16 protein-coding genes are annotated in these 19,935 nt (G+C 72.0%); 10 read left to right on the forward strand and 6 right to left on the reverse strand.

The window, feature by feature from the left end:
• Positions 1–240 precede the first annotated feature (240 nt).
• On the forward strand, positions 241–837 hold the full coding sequence (locus ACFYPN_RS05525; RefSeq protein WP_389296794.1) for a histidine phosphatase family protein: 597 nt from the start codon (positions 241–243) through the stop codon (positions 835–837).
• A 99-nt stretch (positions 838–936) separates the two neighbouring features.
• Here the strand turns inward: ACFYPN_RS05525 and ACFYPN_RS05530 are convergent, their stop codons facing one another.
• A complete protein-coding gene (locus tag ACFYPN_RS05530; RefSeq protein ID WP_358757252.1) occupies positions 937–2,313 on the reverse strand; it encodes a tetratricopeptide repeat protein in 1,377 nt (458 codons plus the stop codon).
• A 242-nt stretch (positions 2,314–2,555) separates the two neighbouring features.
• Between ACFYPN_RS05530 and ACFYPN_RS05535 the strand changes: the two genes are divergently transcribed.
• Positions 2,556–3,083 carry a hypothetical protein gene (locus ACFYPN_RS05535; RefSeq protein WP_358757250.1) on the forward strand — a complete coding sequence of 176 codons (528 nt, stop codon included), beginning with the start codon at positions 2,556–2,558 and terminating at the stop codon, positions 3,081–3,083.
• A gap of 141 nt (positions 3,084–3,224) precedes the next feature.
• A complete protein-coding gene (locus ACFYPN_RS05540) occupies positions 3,225–4,160 on the forward strand; it encodes a fused MFS/spermidine synthase (protein WP_358757248.1) in 936 nt (311 codons plus the stop codon).
• A 67-nt stretch (positions 4,161–4,227) separates the two neighbouring features.
• On the opposite strand, the gene ACFYPN_RS05545 is transcribed toward ACFYPN_RS05540, so the two are convergent.
• On the reverse strand, positions 4,228–5,994 hold the full coding sequence (locus ACFYPN_RS05545) for a 2-isopropylmalate synthase (RefSeq protein WP_389296796.1): 1,767 nt from the start codon (positions 5,992–5,994) through the stop codon (positions 4,228–4,230).
• A gap of 177 nt (positions 5,995–6,171) precedes the next feature.
• On the opposite strand from ACFYPN_RS05545, the gene ACFYPN_RS05550 reads away from it, so the two are divergent.
• From ACFYPN_RS05550 to ACFYPN_RS05575, 6 genes are all read left to right on the forward strand, one after another.
• On the forward strand, positions 6,172–6,864 hold the full coding sequence (locus ACFYPN_RS05550; RefSeq protein ID WP_389296798.1) for a FadR/GntR family transcriptional regulator: 693 nt from the start codon (positions 6,172–6,174) through the stop codon (positions 6,862–6,864).
• A 777-nt stretch (positions 6,865–7,641) separates the two neighbouring features.
• Positions 7,642–8,979 carry an extracellular solute-binding protein gene (locus ACFYPN_RS05555; RefSeq protein ID WP_358757242.1) on the forward strand — a complete coding sequence of 446 codons (1,338 nt, stop codon included), beginning with the start codon at positions 7,642–7,644 and terminating at the stop codon, positions 8,977–8,979.
• 688 nt (positions 8,980–9,667) lie between these two features.
• Positions 9,668–10,663 carry a sugar ABC transporter permease gene (locus ACFYPN_RS05560; protein ID WP_358757240.1) on the forward strand — a complete coding sequence of 332 codons (996 nt, stop codon included), beginning with the start codon at positions 9,668–9,670 and terminating at the stop codon, positions 10,661–10,663.
• 18 nt (positions 10,664–10,681) lie between these two features.
• Complete coding sequence (locus ACFYPN_RS05565; protein ID WP_389296800.1) at positions 10,682–11,599, forward strand: carbohydrate ABC transporter permease; 918 nt, start codon at positions 10,682–10,684, stop codon at positions 11,597–11,599.
• Positions 11,600–11,702: 103 nt separating this feature from the next.
• Positions 11,703–13,154: a GH1 family beta-glucosidase gene (locus ACFYPN_RS05570; protein WP_358757238.1), complete on the forward strand. Its 1,452-nt coding sequence runs from the start codon at positions 11,703–11,705 to the stop codon at positions 13,152–13,154.
• 335 nt (positions 13,155–13,489) lie between these two features.
• Positions 13,490–14,521 (forward strand): LacI family DNA-binding transcriptional regulator, encoded by a 1,032-nt coding sequence (locus ACFYPN_RS05575; RefSeq protein WP_358757236.1) that lies wholly within the window; start codon positions 13,490–13,492, stop codon positions 14,519–14,521.
• Between the two features lie 81 nt (positions 14,522–14,602).
• Here the strand turns inward: ACFYPN_RS05575 and ACFYPN_RS05580 are convergent, their stop codons facing one another.
• The 3 genes from ACFYPN_RS05580 to ACFYPN_RS05590 all read right to left on the reverse strand — a co-directional run bounded on the left by ACFYPN_RS05580 (position 14,603) and on the right by ACFYPN_RS05590 (position 17,221).
• Positions 14,603–15,436 carry a TIGR04222 domain-containing membrane protein gene (locus tag ACFYPN_RS05580; protein ID WP_389296802.1) on the reverse strand — a complete coding sequence of 278 codons (834 nt, stop codon included), beginning with the start codon at positions 15,434–15,436 and terminating at the stop codon, positions 14,603–14,605.
• 157 nt (positions 15,437–15,593) lie between these two features.
• Entirely contained in the window at positions 15,594–15,980 is a 387-nt protein-coding gene (locus ACFYPN_RS05585) for a VOC family protein (protein ID WP_358757232.1), read from the reverse strand.
• Between the two features lie 209 nt (positions 15,981–16,189).
• Positions 16,190–17,221 (reverse strand): medium chain dehydrogenase/reductase family protein, encoded by a 1,032-nt coding sequence (locus ACFYPN_RS05590; RefSeq protein WP_389296804.1) that lies wholly within the window; start codon positions 17,219–17,221, stop codon positions 16,190–16,192.
• A 233-nt stretch (positions 17,222–17,454) separates the two neighbouring features.
• Between ACFYPN_RS05590 and ACFYPN_RS05595 the strand changes: the two genes are divergently transcribed.
• Positions 17,455–18,174, forward strand: coding sequence for a TetR/AcrR family transcriptional regulator (locus ACFYPN_RS05595; protein ID WP_389296806.1), 720 nt, complete (start codon positions 17,455–17,457; stop codon positions 18,172–18,174).
• A gap of 234 nt (positions 18,175–18,408) precedes the next feature.
• Here the strand turns inward: ACFYPN_RS05595 and ACFYPN_RS05600 are convergent, their stop codons facing one another.
• Positions 18,409–19,878 carry a glycosyltransferase gene (locus tag ACFYPN_RS05600; protein WP_389296808.1) on the reverse strand — a complete coding sequence of 490 codons (1,470 nt, stop codon included), beginning with the start codon at positions 19,876–19,878 and terminating at the stop codon, positions 18,409–18,411.
• Between the last annotated feature and the right edge of the window lie 57 nt (positions 19,879–19,935).

The raw sequence follows: 19,935 nt of genomic DNA on the forward strand, positions 1-19,935 counted from the left end.
CCGGCGACGGTCGGGGTACCGCGCAGAGAGGGACGTGCGGACGAGCCGTGAGGTTGCCCGCGTCCTCGCTCCCTGTCGGGTGCCCGGCAGGACGGGCCGCACGCCGGTACGCGATGATGCGGGATGATGGAGAGGGACAGGCGCACCGCCCGAAGGCCGGAGCGCGTCCCTTCCCGGCGTCCGGACACCGTGGTCCCGCAGCGCCCCCGCCGTCCCCCAGTTCTCAGGGAGAGCCCGCTCATGGCACCGCGCATCCTGCTCGCCCGGCACGGCCAGACCCAGTGGTCGGTCCAGGGCAATCACACCGGCAGGACCGACATCCCGCTGCTCGACTCGGGGCGCGGGGGCGCCAAGCTGCTCGGCGAGCGGCTGCACCGGGCCCCCTGGTCCGGGCTGCCGGACACGGACGTCCGCACCAGCCCGCTGGTACGCGCCTCCGAGACCTGCGAGCTGGCCGGCTTCGGAGGCCGGGCGGAGACCTGGGACGCCCTGATGGAGTGGGACTACGGGGAGTACGAGGGCCTCACCCCCGCGCAGATCAGGGCGGACCGGCCCGACTGGCTGATCTGGCGCGACGGGGTCCCCGGCGGGGAGTCCACCGCCGACATGACGGCCCGCGCGGACGGGATCGTCGAGCAGGTGCGCTCCGGCGAACGCGACGTCCTGGTCTTCGCGCACGGCCACGTCCTGCGCTCGCTCGCCGCGCGCTGGCTGGGCGAGGACCTGATGTTCGGTGCCCGCCTCCGGCTGGAGCCGACCTCGCTCTCGGTGCTCGGCTGGGCCTACGGGATGCCCGCCGTCGAGCGGTGGAACGACACCGGCCACCTGGAACGCTGAGCGCCGGCGCCCGACCGGGGCGCTGTACCAGGGCGCCGCCGGCCGTGGTGCTCAGCTGCGCAGCCGCTCATCGGTTCATCTGCTCGGCTGCGCGTCCGGTCAGCCCTTTCGCACGGTCCGGTACCGCTCCAGCAGGCCGGCCACCGCCGTCGCGTCACGGTCGGCGGCCAGCACGCGTACCGTCCCCGCCAGCATCCCGCTGATCCGCGAGGACCTGACCCGGTCCAGCAGGTCCAGCACCTGATGCGCGGAGCGGACCGCTTCCTCCGCCGCGCCGGCCCGGGCCAGGTCGCCCGCCAGCTGTGCGCGGTAGAGCGCGAGGTTCCGGGTGAAGTGCGGGTCCTGGAGCGCGGTGGCCCGCCGGCCGTGCCGGGCAGCCCGGGGCCAGTCGCCGAGGGTGGACCAGCACTGCGCTTCCAGCAGGTGCATCTCCGCCTCGCGGAAGAAGCTCATCCACTCCGGGTCGCCCTCGGCGGGCCCCCGGTCGAACGCGGACCGGGCCCGTGCGATCGCCCGGTCGCAGCCCGTACGGTCCCCGAGGCCCGCCCGGCCGCCCGCTTCGCGCAGGGCGAGCAGGGCCAGCAGCCGGTGGGAGCCGACCGAGCGGGCCGCCCGCTGTCCGGCCTCGGCCGCCCGGACCGCCTCCCTCGGCCGTCCCGCGTCGCGGGCCAGGAACGACGTGTTGCAGAAGGCGTGCGCCTCCAGCGCGTCGTCGCCCGCGACCCGGGCGGTGGCCAGTGCCTCCGCGTAGTAGGAGCGCGCGTCGTCGAACCGCCCCGAGTCGTGGGCCAGCCAGCCCACCGATAGGGCCAGCTCGCCGGCCCCGGCGTGCAGTCGGTCGGCGGTGGCGCGGCGGGTGGGCGTACCCGAGTCGAGCAGGGCGTACGCCGCCCGCAGCGGCTGGGCGGCACGACGGTAGAGCCCGTCGCCGCCGTGCTGGTCGTCGAGGACGCGGATCTCGCGCACCGCCTCCTCCACGGAACGCACCTCGGCTTCGCCGGCCCGTCGCTGGGCGGGCAGGACGATCGGGGTGCCGGCGGCCCGGTGGGCGCCGATCCCGATCGATGCGGTCGCCACACTGGTGGTGCCGCTCGTCATGAACACGCGACGCAGCACGTCGCTCTCCTCGATGTCGCTGGGTACGGAGAGGGCCGGAACCGTGTCCCCGGACAGGGGTGTCCGGACCGCCGCCGGTACGCGGGTGCGCGCCGAACGTCCGCGCACGCTCTCCCGGTCCGAGAAGCCCAGGTCCCCCAGAGTGGCGCCGGGGAACATGTGCAGGAAGACCCGTTCGTACGCGTAGTTCGGGCAGCGGATCTCGCCGGACTCCACGCGACCGATGTAGCGGGCGTCGCAGGCGACCTGCTCGCCGATCTCGCGGGCGGCCCTGCGGACGGCCGCCGCGAACTCTCCCGCCGAGCGCTGTCCGCGCAACTGGCGGAAGACGAGGTTGGGAACGGCCCGTGACGACACCATGGCGTGGCCCTCTCTGGTGCAGCCGGGCGCATGCCTCAGGTGTCCCGGCGGAGCAAGAACGTACCTGGTGTGACGGGGCGTTCACACAGTGTTTCGCAACAAAGTGGGGCATCTCGGCCGCGATCCGCCATGAACTGCCACCCTTTGCGGCGGCTCGGCACCGTAGCCCTTGACGCGGTCGGCGCGTTGGTCCATGCGGAGACGGGGCGTGGCTCCGTTCGGCGACGACAGGAGGGGTTCCCATGCTTCACCTCGGCACGGAGACCGGCCCATGGACCACTGCGGCCACCTCGAAGGACGCGGGGGCGCAGCCGGCCGTTCCGCCGCACCCGACATCGGCCCCGATCGAGGGATGTGCCGCACACTTGTGTGACCTCGTCACCGTCCCCGCCCGGCAGGGGCTGGAGGCCGTGGACATCCTGCGCCGGGGCACGGACCTGCTCGCGGTGGGGCCGGTGCTCCACGACGGGGCCGGTGACACCGTCGGCTTCCTGGTGCCGCCCGGTACCGCCGAGGGCTGGGACGTGCCGGGCAGCGCGTGTACGAGCACCGAGGGCCGGGGGCTCCGCCTCCCCGCCGGCCCCCCCTCGAGCCTGACGCCCGGCGCCGCCCCCGGCCTCACCCCGGACCTCCCCGACGAGCCGTCCGTCTCCGGAACCGGCTGGCTGCTGCCGCCCGCCGAGGATGCCCCGGTCACCGACCCCGCAGCCCTGCGGGCCGCGCTCGACCAGGCGGCCCGCATGATCGAAGCGGCCGACAACTGCCGCTGAGCCCATAATGACCAGGTGGGCGGGGTGGTCCGGGGGAGTCCCCGGGGTTCCCCCGCCCAGGGCGCGTTCCGGGATGCGCCCAGCCGGCCCCGCGCGACCAGGACGCGGAACCGGCCGGACGGGGCAGTGAGGCGGACGGACGTGGCACGTCGAGGAGGGCAGGCGGGGAACGCGAAGCCCGGCAAGCGGGCGGACCGGACGGACCGGGCCGAGCGCCCGGGGCGGGCCGAACGGTCGGGGCGCGGGCGGGAGGCACGCACCGCGACCGTCGACGGCGGCCACGCCGAACTCGTCCCCGACAAGGAGCGCCGGGACGCCTGGACCCTGCTGCTCGACGGCGCCCCGCAGTCCCACGTGGACCTCGACGACCCGACGTACCTCTCCTTCGAGTACCAGCGCAGGATCGGCCACGTCATCGACCTCGCCGCGCCCCCGCAGGCCCCGCTGCACGTCCTGCACCTGGGCGGTGGCGCCTTCACCCTCGCCCGCTACACCGCGGCCACCCGGCCCCGCTCCACGCAGCAGATCGTCGAGATCGACGCGCCCCTCGTCGCGTTCGTGCGCCAGGAACTGCCGCTCGACCCGCAGGCCCGGGTCCGCGTCCGCGCCCTGGACGCCCGGGAGGGGCTCGGGAAGACGCCCGACGGCTGGGCCGATCTCGTCGTCGCCGACGTGTTCGGCGGAGCCCGTACCCCCGCACACCTGACGACCACCGAGTTCCTCGCCGAGGTACGGCGGGTGCTGAAACCCGGCGGGAGTTACGTCGCCAACCTCGCGGACGGGCCGCCGCTGGCCCATCTGCGGGGCCAGATCGCCACCGCCGCGGCGCACTTCCCCGAACTGGCGCTCGCCGCCGACCCCACCGTCTGGCGGGGCCGCCGCTTCGGCAACGCCGTGCTCGTCGCCTCCGACCGCCCCCTCGCCGTCGCCGAACTGACCCGCCGCGTCGCCACCGACCCGCACCCCGGCCGCGTCGAACACGGCCGCGCGCTGGCCGACTTCACCGGCGGGGCGGCGGTCGTCACCGACACGGGCGCGAAGGCGTCCCCGGCGCCGCCGCCGACGGCGTTCGACTGAGCGTCCGGCCGGGCGGCCGGCGTTCCGGGACGGCCAGGACCGCCCGGAGCGCCAGGACCGCCCGGGATCACCCCGCCCGGTTCACCGCCGAGAGCACCGCCAGCACCGAGGCGGTCAGTACCGAGGTGTCCCGGCCCGCGCCCCAGACCACCCGGTCGCCGACCCGGCACTCCGCGTACGCCATCGCCGGGCTGTCCTGGCCGCCGGTCGTCGCGTGCTGCGTGAAGTCGAGGATCTCCACCTCGTGACCTGCGCCCGCCAGCGCGCGGACGAAGGCCGACAGGGGGCCGTTGCCGGTGCCCTCGTAGTCGCCCGTCCCGTCCGCGCCGCCGCCCTCGGTGCGCAGGGTGCACACGAACCGGTGCTCCCCGCCCCCGGTGAGCCCGGTGGTCCACTCCTCCAGCATGAGCGGACCGTCCTGGCCCGGCGTCAGGTACGTCGCCGTGAACAGCTCCCAGAGGTCCTTCGGGGTCGCCTCCCGGCCGCTGTCGTCGGTCGCCCGTTGCACCGTGCGGGAGAAGTCGGGCCGCATCCGGGCGGGCAGGTCCACCCCGTGGGAGCCGCGCAGCAGATGGGCGATCCCGCCCTTGCCCGACTGGCTGTTGACCCGGATGACGGCCTCGTAACCACGCCCCACGTCCGCCGGGTCGATCGGCAGGTACGGCACGTCCCAGGTCGGCGAGCCGGTGCGAGCGTGGTGGGCGAACCCCTTGCTGATGGCGTCCTGGTGGGTGCCGGAGAAGGCGGTGTACACGAGGTCCCCCGCGTACGGGTGGCGCGGCGGCACCGCCAGCCGGTTGCAGTGCTCGACCGTGCGGCGGATCTCGTCGATGTCCGAGAAGTCCACCATCGGATCGACCCCCTGGGCGTGCAGGTTCAGCGCGAGGTTCACCAGATCGACGTTGCCGGTGCGCTCGCCGTTGCCGAAGAGGCAGCCCTCCACCCGCTGCGCGCCCGCCAGTACGGCGAGTTCGGCGCAGGCCACCCCGGTGCCCCGGTCGTGGTGCGGGTGGACGGAGAGGATCACCGACTCCCGGCGGTCCAGGGCACGGTGCATGTACTCGATCTGGTCCGCGTAGACGTTCGGCGTCGCGATCTCCACCGTGGCGGGCAGGTTGTGGATCACCGGCCGGTCCTGGGACGCGTCCCAGAGGGCCGTCAGCCCGTTGCAGACCTCCAGGACGAAGTCCGGTTCGGTCAGCACGAAGACCTCGGGGGAGAACTCGAACCGGATGTCCGTCGCCGGGTGCTCCCCGGCCAGCCGGTCCATCAGCTCCGCCGCCCCCCGCACGGTCTCCCACACCTGGGACCGGTCCCGTCCGAGGACGACGTCGCGCCAGACCGGGGCGGTCGGGATGTAGAGGTGGACCACCGCGCGGGGCATCCCGGCCACCGACGCGAAGGTCCGCGCGATCAGGTCCGGCTTGGCGGGGGTGAAGACGACGGGGGTCACGTCGTCGGGGACCGCGTCGCTCTCCACCAGGTGGCGGACGAAGTCGAAGTCCGTCCGGCTGGCGGAGGGATAGCCGATCTCGATCTCCTTGAACCCCATGGTGACCAGCAGGTCGAACATCCGCCGCTTGCGCGGGGTGTCCATCGGTTCGGCCAGCGCCTGGTTGCCGTCGCGCAGGTCGACGGGCACCCACAGGGGCGCCTTCTCGATCCGAGCGTCCGGCCAGCCGCGGTCCAGGAGGGGGACGTGCACCCGGTCGAAGGCGGACCGGTAGCGGTGCGAGGGCATGGAACTCGCCCGCTGCGGGTTCCACGCGGGCGAGTCGGCGGGCACCGGGCCGCGCGGTGTGCGGAGGGTGGGGAAGCTGTGGGTCGTGGGCATCGGGACGGAAGTTCCTTCGCTGGTCGCCTGATGCGACCGGCACAGCACGGCACCCCGCGGCGGGGTGCCGGTCGCGTCAGGCCCCGCCGCGGCAGCCGAGAAGAAGGAGACCGCTGAGCGTCATGCCGGTACAGTAGACACAGTTCAAGTCTTCAGACAACCCGACAGGTGAAGCGCGTGTCCCCCCTCGGCCCACTCCGTCCCAGCCCCCTCGTCGACCAGGCCACCGCCCATCTGCGCGAACAGATCACCGGCGGCACCTGGCCGGTCGGCACGAAGATTCCGGGCGAGACCACCCTCGCCAAGACCCTCGGCGTCGGCCGCTCCACGGTCCGTGAGGCCGTCCGCACCCTCGCCGCCACCGGGATGCTCCAGTCCCGCCAGGGAGCAGGCATCTTCGTCGTCGCCGACCGCCCGCACGAGGACTGGCCGGCGCGGCTGCGCCGGGCCGCGGTCACCGACATCTACGAGGTCCGCATGCTCATCGAGGTGCAGGCCGCCCGGCTCGCCGCCGAACGCCGCACCGAGGACGACGTCACCGCCCTGGACGAGGCCATGACCGCCCGACGGGCCGCGAGCGGCTGGGGCGACGCGGAGTTCGTCGACGCCGACATCGCGCTCCACCGGGCGGTGGTCGCCGCCGCCCACAACCCCGTACTCACCGACCTCTTCGGCGAGTTCGCCCCCGCGCTGCGCCAAGGGCTCATCGACCTGGTCGACCTGCTCGACCTGCGCGCCGAGCACCCCGGGCACGGCGAGGAGACCCACGCCGCGCTCGTCCGGGCCGTCGCCGAGGGCGACGGGGAGGCGGCCGAGCGCCTGACGAAGGCCGACCTGGAGGCCACCCTCGCCCTCCTGCGCGGCGCGTAGGACGGGAGCCCGGCGGGGGGCCGCGGGCCCGAGCCGCGAGCCGCGGGGTGCAGGGTGCGGGGCCCGGGGTGCGGGGTCCGGGACTCGGGGTGCGGCGCGTGTTCCATGCGGTCCGGCGCACGGGACACGGGGCGCGGCCGGGGGCGTGACCCTGTTCCGGACCGTCCGCCGCGCCCGCCGCCGAAGCCGTCGACGTACCTCAACGGGGCTCCCGCCGCCGCGCCTTCGGCCGGGTGGCGGCCGGCGCGCCACCGGCGGGGCGGCGGGGGCGACGGGCTTCGAGGAAAGAACACGATCGCGCCACAGTCGGGGGCCAGGATTGTTTCCGGCCGGGTCCCTGTTCACTTTTCGGCGGTGCGCTTCCAGGCCGACTGGGTAAAGAACCGGCCAGTGGGTAGGACCCGATGCGGGATGGCGGGTTCCGGTCGATGGAGTCGCTCCATCGAGGCAAACCACCCCCCACCTGCGGTGATTCGGTGATTGGCCGTCACTGACCCCGAGACCGCGCCAATTGGCAAGCCCTGTGCGGGACACGGTCTCGTGACTTGCCGGACACGCTCGCGCAACGGAAGCGTCTTCAAGTCTTGACACCCACCCCCTTGAGGCAGCAACCTTCCGTCATCGGCGCATGGGAGCGCTCCCACATCGCACACCCGATTTTTCGTGCGATCGGCACTGCCCGTGCTTCCCCCCAGTAACACCTGGCGCGGCACTCACGGCGCCCGGGTCCCGCAGTGAGCCAACCGCCAGTCACACCCTGGAAATAGGAGTAGTGGAATGCGCATCACCCGCAACGTCGCAGGTCGACGCCGTAGAGCCGCGATCGTGGCCACCACTGGCCTGACGGCCACCGCCCTGCTGCTGACGGGCTGCAGCAGCGACTCGTCGGACGACGAGAGCAGCAGCGGCAGTAGCAAGGACGCCGGCGGCAACATCACGCTGACCGTCGCCGACTTCGGCCAGTTCGGATACAAGGAAGCCGGTCTCTTCGCCGAGTACCACAAGCTTCACCCGAACATCACGGTCAAGGAAGACACCACGGCCGACGAGAAGGTCTACTACCCGAAGCTGCTCCAGCAGCTGAACTCGGGCAGCGGCCTTGCGGACGTCCAGGGTATGGAGGTCGGCCGCATCAAGGAGCTGACCGACACCAAGGCGGACCAGTTCGCGGACCTGAGCAAGGTCATCAGCGCGACCGACTTCGTCTCCTGGAAGGCGAAGCAGGCCACCACCTCCAGCGGTGCGCTCATCGGCGCCGGCACGGACATCGGCCCGATGTCGCTCTGCTTCAACACGGAGCTCTTCAAGAAGGCCGGCCTGCCGACCGACCGCACCGAGGTCGCCAAGCTGGTCGAGGGCGGCTGGGAGGACTACCTCAAGCTCGGTGAGTCCTACAAGAAGAAGGCCCCCGCGGGCACCTACTTCATGGACTCCGCCAGCGCCATGTTCAACGCCGTGGTCAGCTCGAACGCGAAGCAGTACTACGACGAGGACGGCAAGGCGATCTACAAGGACAGCCCCAGCGTCCAGCAGGGCTGGGACCTGGCCGCCGAGGCCGCCGACAAGAAGCTGACCCAGGGCCTCGCCCAGTTCAGCGACCCGTGGGCCGCGGCGCTCCGCAAGGGCACCATCGCCACCGTCGCCTGCCCGGCGTGGATGGCCGGTCAGATCTCGGTGAACGCCGGTGACGCCAACAAGGGCAAGTGGGACATCACCAGCGCGCCGGGTGCCACCGCCGCCAACTGGGGTGGCTCCTTCCTCGGTGTTCCGAGCTCCGGCAAGCACGTCGACGAGGCCATCAAGCTCGTCGCCTGGCTGACCGCCCCCGAGCAGCAGGCCGCCGTCTTCAAGGCGATCGGCTCCTTCCCGTCCAACACGGGTGCGTACGACCTGCCGGGTGTCAAGGACGCCAAGCTGCCGTACTTCAACGACGCCCCCATCGGTGAGATCTACGCCGGTGAGGCCAAGTCCATCCCCGAGGCCGTCCTCGGCCCGAAGGACGCGACCATCAAGGACACCATCTCCACCCAGATCAACAACATGGAGCAGCGCGGCACGAGCCCGGACGACGCCTGGGACGCCGCCACCAAGGCGATCGACAAGGTGATCGGCTGATCCCCGGCGGTGCGGAAGGTCCTCGGGCCTCCCGCACCGCCGCTCGGCGTGCGCCCGCCACCCCGTCCGGGGCGGGCGCACGCCACCCGCCCGTTCCCCCGGGCCGCCCGGACACCGGGCCCGGTACGACGGGCAGAACCGCCGGTACGGAAGTCACCGGCACGCACCACCGCCTCCCGGAACCACCCGCAGCACCGCACGGCTGCGACCACGTACCTCCGCACGGCTGCACCACCGCACGGCTGCACCACCGCACGCAGAACCACCCGCACCACCGCACGAAGATCCGCCCGCACGCATGGCCACCGGTCTCTCCGGCACGCCGCCAGGCCGTTCCACCGGCCTCCCCGGCCCGTCGCGCGAGGCCCGGCCTGGGCAGCTGAACCTTCGGTCTCCACGGCCCGTGGTCGCAGGTGAGACACCGGTTTCGCCGGTTCACCGCCCAGAGGCGCCCAGAGGCGCAAAGAGCCCGTCGCCACACACGAATGACCGGCCTCCCCGGCCCGCACCATCCGCTCGTCACCCGCCGGCCCCGCACGGCCGGCCCCGGTACGAACGGCTCCCGCCCACCCCGCCCCACCCGACCGGTACCGCTCCGCACCCCACCGGGACGCGCAGTCCCGTATCCGGGCCGGCCCGGTACCGATCGACGCGCCCGCCGGCGCACCCCAGGGAAGGACTCCCGCCCGTGGCAACCTCGACCCCCACCCGGGACGCCTACGTCCCGCCGCCCCGTGGTTCCCGACAGAAACCGGCGAGCAGCCGGCAGACCTGGCGGAGCCGGATGTGGCGGTTCGACGACAAGGTGTCCCCGTACGCGTACATCGCCCCGTTCTTCCTGGTCTTCGGGGCCTTCGGCCTCTACCCGCTCATCTACACCGGCTGGATCGCCCTCCACCGCGTCGAGATGACCGGCATGGACCAGATGGAATGGGTCGGCTTCGACAACTTCACGAAGATCCTCCAGGACTCCGAGTTCTGGACGGCCGTCTCCAACACGTTCCTGATCGGTGTCATCTCCACCGTTCCGCAGCTGCTGGTGGCGCTGGGCCTGGCCCACTTGCTGAACTACAAGCTGCGTGCCAGCACCTTCTGGCGCACCATCATCCTCACGCCGTACGCGACCTCCGTCGCCACCGCGGCCCTCGTCTTCGCCCTGGTCTTCCGGACCGACGGCGGTCTCCTCAACTGGGCCCTGCACTTCATCGGCCTCGGTGACACCAACTGGGCCAACGGCCACTGGACGTCGAAGATCGCCATCTCGGTCATGGTGATCTGGCGCTGGACCGGCTACAACGCGCTGATCTACCTCGCCGCGATGCAGGCCGTACCGAGCGACCTCTACGAGGCGGCCTCGCTGGACGGCGCCAACCGCTGGCAGCAGTTCCTCAAGGTGACGATCCCCTCGCTGCGGCCGACGATCCTCTTCACGATCGTCATCTCCACCATCGGCTCCATGCAGTTGTTCGGTGAGCCGCTGCTGCTGGAAGGCGGCCAGATCGGCGCCTCCGGCGGTACCGAGAACCAGTACGAGACGCTCAGCATCTACCTGTACAACTACGGCTGGAACCTGGGACACCTCGGCATGTCCGCCGCCGTGGCCTGGGCCATGCTCGCCCTCCTGCTGGCCATCGCGCTGATCAACTGGATCATCGGCCGCTTCGTACGCCGTTCCGCGGCCTGACCGGGAGCGATACCTCTCATGACCATCACCAGCACCCCCGCCAAGGTCGCCGCCCCCGGGCACTCGAAGCCGGACCGCCGCGCACCCCGCAAGGCTCGCCTCGCCATGGGCGCGGGCGACACCCACAAGGCCGGGCCGTTCACCTACATCGCGCTGATCGTCATCGGCATCGGCTCCATCCTGCCGCTGTACTGGACGTTCGTCGCCGCCTCGCACACCCAGGACGAAGTCCTGGCCTCCACGCCGCCGTTCCTGCCGGGCGGCCGGCTCTGGCACAACCTCCAGGCCGCCTGGGAAGGCGCCGCCCTCGGCAAGGCGATCGTCAACACCCTCATCGTGTCGGCGTCCATCACCGCCGCGACGCTGTTCTTCTGCACCCTCGCCGGCTACGCCTTCGCCAAGATGCGCTTCAGGGGCCGCGGTTGGCTGATGACCGCGGTCATCGCCACCCTGACGATCCCGCCGCAGCTCAGCGTCGTACCGCTCTTCATGATGATGTCGGACATCGGCTGGAGCGGAAAGCTCGAGTCCGTGATCTTCCCGACCCTGGTCAGCGCGTTCGGTGTCTTCTTCATGCGGCAGTACCTGCTGGAGGCGCTTCCGTACGAGCTGATCGAGGCCGCCAAGATCGACGGCGCGAGCAACTTCCGCATCGTGCTCAGCGTGGTGCTCCCGGTGGCGCGCCCCGCGATGATGGTGCTCGGCATGCTCACCTTCGTCCAGGCGTGGAACGACTTCTTCTGGCCGTACCTCGCGCTCAACCAGCAGAACCCCACGATCCAGGTGGCCCTCGGCCAGCTGAGCGCCTCGTACACGCCGGACCAGTCCATCGTCATGGCGGGCGCCCTGATCAGTACGCTTCCCCTGCTGGTGGTGTTCGTGGTCTTCGGCAAGCAGATCGTCGGCGGCATCATGTCCGGCGCGGTCAAGGGCTGATACACCCCGGCCCGTACCTCCGGTGCCCCGCGCGACGCCCCCACAGGTGCCCGCGCGGGCCTCGGAGCCCCCTCTTCCTCTTCATCCATGGGAGCGCTCCCGCATGACTGCTGTACGCCCTGACCTCGCCCCCAAGCAGGCCGTCGACGCCACCGTCTTCCCGCCCGGATTCATCTGGGGCGCGGCCACCGCCGCCTACCAGGTCGAAGGCGCGGCCTCGGAGGACGGCCGTACCCCGTCCATCTGGGACACCTTCTCCCGCACCCCCGGCAAGGTCCGCAACGGTGATACCGGCGACATCGCCGGAGACCACTACCACCGCTACCGCGACGACGTGGCGATGATGAAGGAGCTGGGCCTCGGCGCCTACCGCTTCTCCATCTCCTGGTCCCGCGTGCAGCCCACCGGCCGCGGCCCGGCCGTCGAGCGCGGCCTCGACTTCTACCGCAAGCTCGTCGACGAACTGCTCGAAGCGGGCATCCAGCCCGTCGCGACCCTCTACCACTGGGACCTCCCGCAGGAGTTGGAGGACGCCGGCGGCTGGCCCGAGCGCGCCACCGCCGAGCGGTTCGCCGACTACGCGGCGATCATGGCCGGCGCCCTCGGCGACCGCGTCGGCACGTGGACCACGCTCAACGAGCCCTGGTGCTCCGCCTACCTCGGTTACGCCTCGGGCGTCCACGCCCCCGGCCGTACCGACCCCGGCGCGTCGCTCCAGGCGGCCCACCACCTCAACCTCGCCCACGGACGGGCGATCGAGGCTCTGCGCGCTTCCATCCCCGCCAGTGCGCAGACCTCGGTCACCCTCAACCTCCACCAGGTGCGCGCGCTCACCGACGCCCCCGCCGACGTCGACGCGGCCCGCCGCATCGACGCGGTCGGCAACCGGGTCTTCACCGGCCCGATACTGCACGGCGCGTACCCCGAGGACCTGATCGCCGACACCAAGCACCTCGTCGACTGGTCGAAGCTGGTGCACGACGGCGACCTGGCGACCATCTCCCGCCCGATCGACGTCCTCGGCATCAACTACTACGCGCCGACCCTCGTCACCGACCCGTCGGCCGGCGGCGCGGAGAGCAACAGCCACGCCCACGGCGCCAGCTCGCACTCGCCGTGGCCCGGCTCGGAGCACGTCGCCTTCCACAAGGCCGACGGCAAGCCCGTCACGGCGATGGACTGGTCCATCGACCCCGACGGCCTGCACGCCCTGCTCGTCGACACCGCCCGCGAGTTCCCCGGCGTGGCCCTCATGGTCACCGAGAACGGCGCCGCCTTCGACGACTACGTCTCGCCCGAGGGCCGCGTCGAGGACCCGGAGCGCATCGAGTACCTGCACGGTCACATCGACGCGGTCCGCCGCGCGATCGCCGACGGTGTGGACGTCCGCGGCTACTTCCTCTGGTCGCTGATGGACAACTTCGAGTGGGCGTACGGCTATTCGAAGCGCTTCGGCATGGTGTACGTCGACTACGCGACGCAGACCCGCACGCCCAAGGCGAGCGCCCACTGGTACTCCGACGTGATCCGCCGTCACGGTCTCCCGCAGGCCTGACACGTCCGCACCCGCGGGTGACAAGTCCGGGGGTGTCCGCCGGAGTCGGGGCCGCCTGACCGGCCCCGACTCCTCCGGACACCCCCTCGGCGCAGACGGCCTCCCCGCCCACCTGCGTCCCGGAGGCGCACCACACGCCCCGGCAAGAAGGCCCGGCTGCACACGGCAGCCGGGCCTTCACGCGTCCCGGAGGGCGTCCCGTACGATTGGGAGCGCTCCCAATTTTGGTGCTCTTCGGCGGCCCCCGGTTCCGGAAACGTGTCAAGGGAATCTTTCGACAGGGCTTTCTTCGACATATTCGACTGTGAGAAGTTGACGGCGAACGGGAGGCGGACATGGTGTCAGCACGCGTACGGGGCGGTGGGCGGCCGACGCTCGAAGAGGTCGCCGTCAGAGCGGGTGTGGGCCGCGGCACGGTCTCCCGCGTCATCAACGGTTCACCGCGCGTCAGCGACCAGACCCGGGAGACCGTCGAGGCCGCCATCGCCGAACTCGGTTACGTACCGAACCGCGCGGCCCGCGCCCTCGCCGGGAACCGCACCGACGCCATCGCGCTCGTGGTGCCCGAACCCGAGGCCCGCTTCTTCGCCGAGCCGTACTTCTCCGACATCGTGCGCGGGGTGGGCGCCGCCCTCGCCGACACCGACATGCAGCTGCTGCTCACCCTGGCCGGCAACGACCGCGAGCGCCGCAGACTCGCCCAGTACCTCACCGCGCACCGCGTGGACGGCGTCCTGCTCGTCTCCGTGCACGCCGACGACCCGCTCCCCGAACTCCTGGAGCAGCTCGGCATGCCGTGCGTCATCAGCGGCCAGCGCAGCGCCGACGAGCCACTCACCTCGGTCGACTCGGACAACTTCCAGGGCGGCCGCAGCGCCGTCGCGCACCTCATCGCGCAGGGCCGCCGCACCATCGGCACCATCACCGGCCGGCTGGAGGTCTACGGCGCACAGCGGCGCCTGGACGGCTACCGCCAGGCGATCGCCGAGGCGGGCCTCCCCCCGGACGAACGCCTCATCGCGCTGGCCGACTTCACCGAGGAGGGGGGAGCCCGCGCGATGCGCGAACTGCTCGCCCGCCACCCCGACCTGGACGCCGTCTTCGCCGCCTCCGACGTGATGGCGGCCGGCGCCCGCCACGTCCTGCGCGAGGCGGGCCGCCGCATCCCGGACGACGTGGCCCTCGTCGGCTTCGACGACTCGGTGGTAGCCCGTCACATGGAGCCCGGCCTCACCAGCGTCCGCCAGCCGATAGAGGAGATGGGGCGCGCCATGACCGAAGTCCTCCTCCAGCAGATCACCGACCCCACCGACGAACGCCGGCACCTGGTGCTCCCGACCGAACTGGTCGTCCGCACCTCCTCGTGACGGGGCGCCCCCGGTGGGCGCCCCCAGGAGTCGGAGAGCCGTCGCCCGCGCACGGTGAGCGCCGCCGTGGCGGGACAGGTCTCAGAGGCCGCCGAGTCCGGGCGGGTCCTCGAAGGGCGCTTCGCCGCGCGGGCTTTCGGGCCAGGTGATGGCGCCGGACAAGGGGGCGAGCTTGCCGTAGAGGGCACCCTGCGTGAGTACGCCGCTCAGCAACAGGGCGTCCTCCTGGGAGAGCTCGTCATGGGTGGGCGGTATCCATCGCGGGTGGCGCGTCTCGTGGGCGGTCAGCGCCGCCTGTCCGGCCTCCGTCGTGCGGAAGCTCCAGAAGTAGTCCCTGTCCGGAGTCGCCGACTTCACTCCGGCGACCAGCAGAACCGTCGTGGCCGCGATCGGAATCGATACGATGCGTCCCCCCGGAGCGGCCAGGCCGACAGCGGTCAGCCCTGTCGCGACGGAGAGGAACACCGCCCCGATCAGAAGGCGATGGGCCCTGTGGACCGTTCGCAGCCGCGTGGGGTGCCGCACCAGTCCCTGATCTCCCAGCCGGTCGCCGACCGCGGCGACGGCCCGGATGCGGTAGAGCCGGTCCATCCTCCGCCACATCCTGCGGCGTGGTGCGAGACCGATGACCTTGATCAGGCCCGCCTCCACCTCGTCACGCGGGACGGGATCAGTGACGGTGAGGACCTTGTCCTTCGCCTTCAGCCGGCCGCCCAGCACCATGGCGGCCAGAGCGACGTGGACGACCCGCCGTGCCCCCGCGCGGAGGTGGGCCACCTCGTGGAGGGTGAACTCCTCCTCCGGTGGCCGCGGCACTACGGGTGCGCGGAGGAAGGCCCGGTGCGCACGGTGGAACGGGACGGCGCAGAGCGCTGTCAGCGCGTACGCGGCAACGAGCAGGACGATCCAGGACATGGCGCGCACCTCCGGCCGGCGGACCTCACCGCTCTCTACCCGGGCCCGCGGTGTCCGACGCGTGGAGGCGCCGACCACCCGGCTCATCCGCAGAATGCGCCCCGGCCCGCCCCCGACTTGCGCACGCCGCGGCGCGTACCCGTCCGGGCCGGGTCCGTCAGGGGCGGCTGCGCAGGGGGTGGTCCGCCGGGACCTCGATCACGCCGATGCGCAGCCCGTCCGGGTCGGCGATCCACATCTCGATCAGCCCCCACGGCTCCTGGACGGGTGGCCGCAGGATCGGTACACCGCGTGCGCGCAGTTCTTCGTGGGCGGCGGCGACATCGGCGACTTGGAGCCAGAGCCGCAGGTCGGGGGAGGGCGGAGTGTCGCCCCGGCCGGAGACTTCGAGGAAGCCGCCGCCCAGGAAGTAGACGGTGCCGCGCTCCGGGCCGGTGCCGAACTCGCGGTGGATCGCGAGGCCGAGGGCCTGGCCGTAGAAGGCGCGGGTGCGCTCGGGGTCGGTGGGGCGCAGCAACGTCCGGCTGCTCAGTACGTGCACCATGCGCACCGAGGCTACGCCGCGTACGGCCCCGGGCCCGGGTGCCCCGGCCGGTCGGGATGCCCCGGCGGCAGACACCGGTTCCGCGGCGGGGTGCGGGGTGCAGGGGGTGGTGCGGGGCGGCGGGCGCCCGTACGGGCACCGGGGCGCGCGCCGGGGCGCAGATGGGTACGGGCAGGGCGCGGATTGGCTTGCCCGTCGGCCGTACGGAGCTACGGAACGAGGACGACCTTCCCGGCGACCGTGCCGGACTCGGCCAGCCGCATCGCCTCGGCGGCCCGGGCGAGCGGGATCTCCGCCGCGATCCGGGGGGTGAGGTCGCCCCGGTCGAGGGCCGCGAAGACCTGGGTGAGGTCGGCGCGCAGCCGGGCCCGGAAACGGTCCTTGGCGTAGGCCCGGCCGGCCCAGACGTTGTAGAAGTACGCGCTGCGGCAGTTGGGGAGCCAGTTCCAGAGCCAGACCCGGCCCAGCAGCTTGAACACGGGGAGCGAACCCGAACCCTCGTCGTCGCGGGTGGCGGCGCTGCCGTAGGAGACCAGGGTGCCGCCCCGGGCGAGCAGGCCCCAGGAGTCGTGCACGCTCCGGCCGCCGATGTGGTCGAAGACGGCGTCCACGCCACCGGGGGCCAGTTCCCGGACGCGGGCCGGGACGTTCTCGTTCCGGTAGTCGACGGGGATCACCCCGAGCGCCCGCAGCCCCTCGTGGTGGCGGGCGGACGCCGTACCGATGACCTTGGCGCCGGCGGCGATCGCCAGCTGCACGAGGACCGAGCCCACACCGCCGTTGGCGCCGTGGACCAGGACGGTAGCGCCGCTGCGGACCTTGGCCTTGCGGTGGAGCATCTGCCAGGCGGTGATCCCGTTGACGACCGCGGTCTCCGCCTCCGCGGCCCCGACCCCGTCCGGTACCCCGACCACGTCTGCGGCGTCGAGCACCACGTGACTGGCCCAGCCGCCCGTCTTCGTCAGGGCGGCGACCCGCTTGCCGACCAGCTCCGACCCGATGCCGGGGCCGGCCGCCAGCACCGTGCCGACCAGGTCGTATCCGGGAACGAAGGGGAACGCGGGCTGGTCGTAGTACCGGCCCCGCCGCATCTGCTGCTCGGCGAACGACACCCCCGTCGCCTCCATCCCGACCACGACCTGACCGGCGGACGGCACCGGAACGGGGACGGAGCGCAGTTCCAGCCCTTCCGGCTCGACCTTGCCGGGCAGGACCACTTCGACGCACTTGTCGCCACGCATGACGATCTCCCGTTCGCTCGTACCGCGTTGACCGGAGCAGCTGGTTTGCGCTGCTCTTGTTTGTTAGAAGCTATAACGAGAATGACTTGCTCTCTCGATCATGTCAAGCGCTCATTGTTGTTCCGTGAGGACAAATGGCGATCGTGATAGCTTCTAACGGAAGCGTGGAGGGTGGGTGTGACGGTGACCGCACACGTAACGGACCCTTCATGGAAAATGAGGAGATGGTGGTCATGGCCGACATTGACGCGACTGGTCCGACTGGTCCGACCGGTCAGGCGGGTGCGAGTGAGGCGACCGGCGCGACTGGTTCGACCCCGCGTGCGCGGTATCGGCAGCAGGTCCGCGCGGAGGTCAAGAGGTGCGCCCGTGAGCAGATCGCCACGGCGGGCGCTTCGGGTCTCTCCCTCAACGCCATCGCCAAGCAGATGGGCATGAGCGGCCCGGCCCTCTACCGGTACTTCGCCGGGCGCGACGAGCTCATCACCGAGCTGGTACGGGACGCCTATCGCAGCATCGCCGACGCCTTCGTGGCGGCCGGGGAGAAGGCCGGTCCGGCCGGCCTCGCGGAGGTGCTGAGGCGCTGGGCGCTGGAGGACCCGCACCGGTACTTCCTCGTCTACGGCACGCCCGTACCCGGGTACGAGGCGCCCGAGGAGATCACCGCTATCGCCGGGGAGATGATGTCGGTCCTGCTCGGGGCGTGCGCCGCCGTCACGGCGCCCCCGGGCAGCGGGTCGGAGGCGGAAGCCTTCGAGGCCCACCTGGCGGACCACCGTGCCTGGGCGGGCGCCCACCCCGATGCCGCACCGGCCGCCCTGCGCCTCGCCCTGGCCTTCTGGAGCCGCCTGCACGGCGTGCTCTCGCTGGAACTCGCCGGCCACTTCACCGGCATGGGGCTCGACCCGGCCCAGCTGTACACCGCAGAGGTGGAGTCACTCCTCGCGCGGTGACCGCGGGGAGCGGGGGCACCCCGGCCGGTCCACGGGGGCCTGTGCGGCCCGGACACGGACAGGTCCGGACACGGACAGGTCCGGACACGGGGGAAGGCCCGGCTACGGGCCGAGCTGGTCCGTAGCCGGGCCGACACGCCCATGCGAGAAAACCTCCCACCTCACGGTGGGGAGGATTGCGGGGCGCCGGGCTTCCCCGCCCCGCTGGTCGACGTCCCTCGCGGTGTCCCGCCGTCAGTGGGATACGGCGGGGGATCCGGCGGGGGATCCGGCGGCGGGGACGAGGATCGTCGTGCCGGTGTGCGTCATGCTGACCAGTTCCTGAGGAAGTGCCCGTACCAGGCATTCTTCGAGGGAGGAGTGGTTTCGTCCCCAGGTGTCCCTGTCGGCGCAGGTGGGGAGTTCGGTGAGGAGCCGGTCGAAGGCGCGCGCGTGGTACGCGACGGCGTGGAGGCGGGAGCTCCGCCCGGCCAGGGGCTGTTGCCTGGGCAGTGCCGTCCGCGGTTCGACGCCGCCGATGAAGCACCCGGCCCAGGGCCGCGTGCGCAGGTGCTCGTCGGCTGCCGCGAGCCGCTGGCCGGTGTCCACGGGCAGGACCGTGTCGAGGTCGATGACCAAGGTGTTCTCCAGGCCACGCTGACGGGCCTGTTCGATGGCGAGACGATGGGCCTGGGCGCGGGCGACGTGGGGAGCCTCGGGGAGATGGGGTGCGCGCACGCAGCGCACGCGCTCGGCGATCCCGAGCTGCTTCATGCGTTCGCTCAACCGGGACAGGCCCTCGTCCCCCTCGGCGGGCAGTACGACGACGAGGTCGTCGAAGAGGGAGAACGGGTTGGCCTTCTCCGCCTCGTACGCGCTCACCCAGCTGTCGACGTCAGCGGCGTTTCCGGCCTCCCGGAAGTGGTCCAGCGCGTCCTGGGTGTCCATCCCGGCTTCCTCCCAGCCGATCAGGTAGTTGCGCACGCGGTCTCTGGCCGGGGCCGGATAGGGCTGGCCGTCGGGGCGGTCGAAGCGGTGCGTCCAGCGCAGGAAGGGCAGGCACAGCGTGCGGCGGCCGGCTGCCCGGAACTTCTTGTGCAGGTAGCCCTCCTCGCCGCCGTGGCCGCGCATGCGGGAGTTGAAGCCGACCCATGCGTCTTGGCGGCAGCCGAACAGCCCGAGCCCGTGCATGGTGATCTCGAACGGGGCGTGGTCAGGGTCCTGGCCGCGCGGGTCGCTTCCCCAGATGCCGAACAGGCCGTTCCACACCGGTTCCATGTGGGTGGAAACCCGGCTGGCGTCGTCCCAGAGCAGCGGCCCCTGCAGCAGGTCGCGGCAGTCGGGGTTGGCGTCGATGTAGTCGAGCAGCCGTGCCAGCGAGCCCGGTGCCAGCAGCACGTGGCAGTCGACGCACAGCACCCACTCGGTCTGCGCCTCACGGAAGATCAGATCCCGCACGGCGGTGCCCGCGACGAAGTCGATCGGCAGGTACCGCAGGTGGGGAATTTTGTCCTGAAGCCGACGCAGAGGGTCCCCCGCAGAACCATGGGGGTTGTTGTCCAGTACGAGGATGTCGACCCGGTCGGCGACTTCTGGATGGAACAGGCGCAACGCGAGAGCGGTGAAGTAGGCGCCGTCGTAGTCGTCGTAGACGGCCATGCCCACGGTCAGGGTGGCCCGGCGGGCGACGGGGCCGTCGATGGGGGAGTCGATCGCACGGGACATAGGTGTAGCCGGATGGCCTTCCATGGAAGGCCCCCGGTCGGTCGACCGGGGGCGAGT

Origin of the sequence: Streptomyces sp. NPDC005576 (genome assembly GCF_042871745.1) — a bacterium.
Classification (GTDB): domain Bacteria; phylum Actinomycetota; class Actinomycetes; order Streptomycetales; family Streptomycetaceae; genus Streptomyces.

What these genes read in the sequence shown, in the direction of transcription:
- ACFYPN_RS05525 (WP_389296794.1), top strand. Translation starts at nt 241, where the DNA reads ATGGCACCGCGCATCCTGCTCGCCCGGCACGGCCAGACCCAGTGGTCG.
- ACFYPN_RS05530 (WP_358757252.1), bottom strand. Translation starts at nt 2,313, where the DNA reads ATGGTGTCGTCACGGGCCGTTCCCAACCTCGTCTTCCGCCAGTTGCGC.
- ACFYPN_RS05535 (WP_358757250.1), top strand. Translation starts at nt 2,556, where the DNA reads ATGCTTCACCTCGGCACGGAGACCGGCCCATGGACCACTGCGGCCACC.
- ACFYPN_RS05545 (WP_389296796.1), bottom strand. Translation starts at nt 5,994, where the DNA reads ATGCCCACGACCCACAGCTTCCCCACCCTCCGCACACCGCGCGGCCCG.
- ACFYPN_RS05555 (WP_358757242.1), top strand. Translation starts at nt 7,642, where the DNA reads ATGCGCATCACCCGCAACGTCGCAGGTCGACGCCGTAGAGCCGCGATC.
- ACFYPN_RS05565 (WP_389296800.1), top strand. Translation starts at nt 10,682, where the DNA reads ATGACCATCACCAGCACCCCCGCCAAGGTCGCCGCCCCCGGGCACTCG.
- ACFYPN_RS05570 (WP_358757238.1), top strand. Translation starts at nt 11,703, where the DNA reads ATGACTGCTGTACGCCCTGACCTCGCCCCCAAGCAGGCCGTCGACGCC.
- ACFYPN_RS05575 (WP_358757236.1), top strand. Translation starts at nt 13,490, where the DNA reads ATGGTGTCAGCACGCGTACGGGGCGGTGGGCGGCCGACGCTCGAAGAG.
- ACFYPN_RS05580 (WP_389296802.1), bottom strand. Translation starts at nt 15,436, where the DNA reads ATGTCCTGGATCGTCCTGCTCGTTGCCGCGTACGCGCTGACAGCGCTC.
- ACFYPN_RS05585 (WP_358757232.1), bottom strand. Translation starts at nt 15,980, where the DNA reads ATGGTGCACGTACTGAGCAGCCGGACGTTGCTGCGCCCCACCGACCCC.
- ACFYPN_RS05590 (WP_389296804.1), bottom strand. Translation starts at nt 17,221, where the DNA reads ATGCGTGGCGACAAGTGCGTCGAAGTGGTCCTGCCCGGCAAGGTCGAG.
- ACFYPN_RS05595 (WP_389296806.1), top strand. Translation starts at nt 17,455, where the DNA reads ATGGCCGACATTGACGCGACTGGTCCGACTGGTCCGACCGGTCAGGCG.
- ACFYPN_RS05600 (WP_389296808.1), bottom strand. Translation starts at nt 19,878, where the DNA reads ATGTCCCGTGCGATCGACTCCCCCATCGACGGCCCCGTCGCCCGCCGG.